This is a genomic window from Salinivibrio sp. ML323 (assembly GCF_001995745.1).
Lineage (GTDB): Bacteria > Pseudomonadota > Gammaproteobacteria > Enterobacterales > Vibrionaceae > Salinivibrio > Salinivibrio kushneri.
Genome location: NZ_MUES01000053.1, coordinates 1 through 3,031, shown reverse-complemented (window position 1 = coordinate 3,031; position 3,031 = coordinate 1). Strand labels below are relative to the sequence as shown.

At 43.7% G+C, this 3,031-nt stretch carries 2 protein-coding genes and 3 pseudogenes; all 5 read left to right on the top strand.

Annotation, left to right across the window (positions count from 1 at the left end; translation table 11 throughout):
• Positions 1-156: 156 nt before the first annotated feature.
• Positions 157-264, top strand: a pseudogene (locus BZG13_RS15240) (IS630 family transposase); the annotation flags it as partial.
• A 411-nt stretch (positions 265-675) separates the two neighbouring features.
• Positions 676-1,856 (top strand): IS3 family transposase gene (locus BZG13_RS14970; RefSeq protein ID WP_108743911.1). Its coding sequence is split into 2 segments (ribosomal slippage): positions 676-943 and positions 943-1,856, totalling 1,182 coding nucleotides; the frame shifts between segments, so codons are not numbered across the junction.
• 5 nt (positions 1,857-1,861) lie between these two features.
• Positions 1,862-2,254, top strand: a pseudogene (locus BZG13_RS15405) (ISAs1 family transposase); the annotation flags it as partial.
• 128 nt (positions 2,255-2,382) lie between these two features.
• Positions 2,383-2,599, top strand: a pseudogene (locus BZG13_RS14960) (transposase); the annotation flags it as partial.
• Between the two features lie 52 nt (positions 2,600-2,651).
• A partial coding sequence (locus BZG13_RS14955) for a hypothetical protein (RefSeq protein WP_198935537.1) occupies positions 2,652-3,031 on the top strand: 380 nt, incomplete at its 3' end.

Genomic DNA, 3,031 nt, shown 5'->3' with positions numbered 1-3,031 from the left:
GTTCAAAATAGATGGATGAATTATATTTAGGAATAATAAAATATGAAAAATGATTGAGTGTCAGTAATCCTCTCGGTCTATAATTGAGAAAAGTATATACCTGTGATCATTGAAGATGCTTGATTTTACGTAGAAACAGGATCATGATTCCTACCTATGAAAGTGACTTTAACCAAACAGCAGAAGCTTGAACTCGACCGCCAACATGGGACGACTCGTGATGGGCGAGTGCGCGATCGTATCAAAGCAGTGTTACTCCCGTCATTCCGCACCTAATTATCTAATAAATTACGTGACGCCCATCACGTATCGAGTGGCTAGGTCACTCAGTGGTGGCTATACAAGTTGGTTTCTGATATCAACAATCGGTTAAACTGTGTTTCATCTACTATCAGGAGGTTAAACGTGACTCGTCATCAAAAATCACATTCCTTTTTGCTAGTGCCTAAAAGTCAGCATGATTTCTCAATTGTTACGAACGTGTCGGCATCTTCGGCGAAATAAAATCTAAAAATAGCTGCGGAATCTCGGATTCATCACAAGAGAAATCGCATGGACGTTTAGAARCACGATGTGCACTCATCAATACTGATTTAAGTGTATGTAGTGGCATAGTGAATTTGGCCACCTGATTAGAGGTGTTAATATACGCCTCATCGCATGACAGGTGAAACCATGACCAAACGCACAAGACGTACTTTCAGCGCGGAATTTAAACGTGAAGCCGCCGAGCTTGTTCTCGAACAAAACTACACGATTATCGAAGCAGCTACTGCCATGGGCGTGGGCAAATCCACCATGGATAAGTGGGTAAGGCAACTGAGACAGGAGCAACAAGGCGTTACGCCTCATGCTTCCCCCATCACACAAGAGCAAATTGAAATTCGGGAGCTAAAGAAAAAGCTGGCGCGCCTTGAGGAGCATAATGACATTTTAAAAAAGGCTACCGCTCTCTTGATGTCCGACTCTCTGAACAATTCTCGATAATCGAGAAACTCAAGACGAGCTATCCAGTTAATAAGCTGTGCCAGGTATTTAGCGTACATCGCAGCAGCTTTCGTCACTGGCAACAACGTTCAAAAAAGCCGATATGTGCCCAAAAAGTCATGGAAGAAGCCAAGGTCAAGAAGCTCTTTAGCGACAGTGAAGGCTCTGCTGGCGCGCGTAGTATTGCGCGAATGGCGACGGATCAAGATGTTCCGCTGAGCCGCTATCGTGCCAGTAAACTGATGGAGAAGCTTGGTTTAGTGAGCTGCCAAATACCCAGCCATACATACAAGAAGACAGGCGATGAACATGTTGAAATACCAAACCATTTAGACCGACAGTTTAACGTTGAAGCACCAAATCAAGTTTGGTGTGGTGACGTCACATACATCTGGACCGGCAGTCGATGGGCTTATCTGGCTGTCGTTATTGATTTATTTGCACGAAAACCGGTTGGCTGGGCAATGTCGTTGTCACCAGACAGCACGTTAACCAGTAACGCATTGAAAATGGCATATGAGAGCCGTGGACGCCCTAAAGGGGTGATGTTTCATAGTGATCAGGGTAGCCATTATACGAGCCGTAAGTTCCGTCAGACACTCTGGAAACGGCAAATAAAGCAAAGCTTGAGCCGCCGAGGTAACTGCTGGGATAACGCGCCAATGGAGCGCTTTTTCAGAAGTTTGAAGACAGAATGGGTACCGACTTATGGTTACCGTTCATTTTCGCAGGCTCAAGCGCATATACTGAAATATTTAATCGGGTATTACAGCCAACTTAGGCCACATCAGCATAATAGCGGTATGAGTCCGAACCTGGCAGAGGAAAAATACTGGATTAACTATAAACCGGTGGCCAGTTTTTCTTGACCACTACAGTATTAGGTGATTTGGCTTATGATTGGCCTGAGTTAAAAACGATGGGTATCATGGTGAGTGTTAGACAAGAAGGAAAACACGCTGAAGAGTCAGATATTTCAGTTCGCTATTATATAAGCTCAAAAGCACTGACAGCGAAAGAGCTTCATGATGCCACTCGCTCGCACTGATTAATTGAATCAATGCATTGGCAACTCGATGTTGGATTAAAAGAAGATGCCTGCCGAATTAGGATAGATGACCGAGCGGAAGTTTTTGCACGAATAAGGCAAATGGTTTTGAATTTATTAAAGCAAGAGAAGAGTTTCAAAGCCGGGATTCAACGCAAGCGACTGATGTGCGCGATGGACCAAGAGTACCTGGCGACCGTGCTGGGAAGCCTTTCATGACGGGGATGTTCATGCGTTTTCCGTGCTCGGCATAGTGTCCTCCATTAGCCCTCCATAGCTGGATTTTAGGGCGATTCAATATCTGGACAACTATCCTGACACCGGGGGAGAGCTTCGTGATGCGGTTAATTGAATCAATGCATTGGCAACTTGATGTTGGATTAAAAGAAGATGTTTTCCGAATAAGAGTCGATGACCGAGCGGAAGTTTTTGCACGAATAAGGCAAATGGTTTTGAATTTATTAAAGCAAGAAAAGAGTTTTAAAGCCGGCATTCAGCGCACGCGAATGATGTGCGCGTATGGACCAAGAGTACCTAGAGACCGTGCTGAGAAGCCTTTCATGACGGGGATGTTCATGCGTTTCCCTTGGCGTCCACTGTCTTTCGAGGTATTTTTATGAGTGAAATTTTGATACACATAGGTTTGCACAAAACAGCTACAACCAGCTTACAGAAAAGTGTTTTCCCTAACCTAGAGGGGATTTTATACCATGGACGACAAAGTGGTAGCTTTGTAGGAAATGGAGATCTATATGAGAAAGTTTGTGGCTTTTGCTTTGGGAGTAAAAAATATACTCTTAATGAAGTGCGGGACAGCATATCGTCTGAATTAACTAAAGGAAGGTTTTTAATATCAGATGAATGGCTTACGTCTGATTACGATGGATTGTTCGGTTATAAAAGTGGTAGGTGGCAAAAAAAAATAGAAAGGCTATCGAGTCTGATAAATGGCTTTGAGCATAAAATATTGTTAACTATTAGGGAGCCGCTCGAATG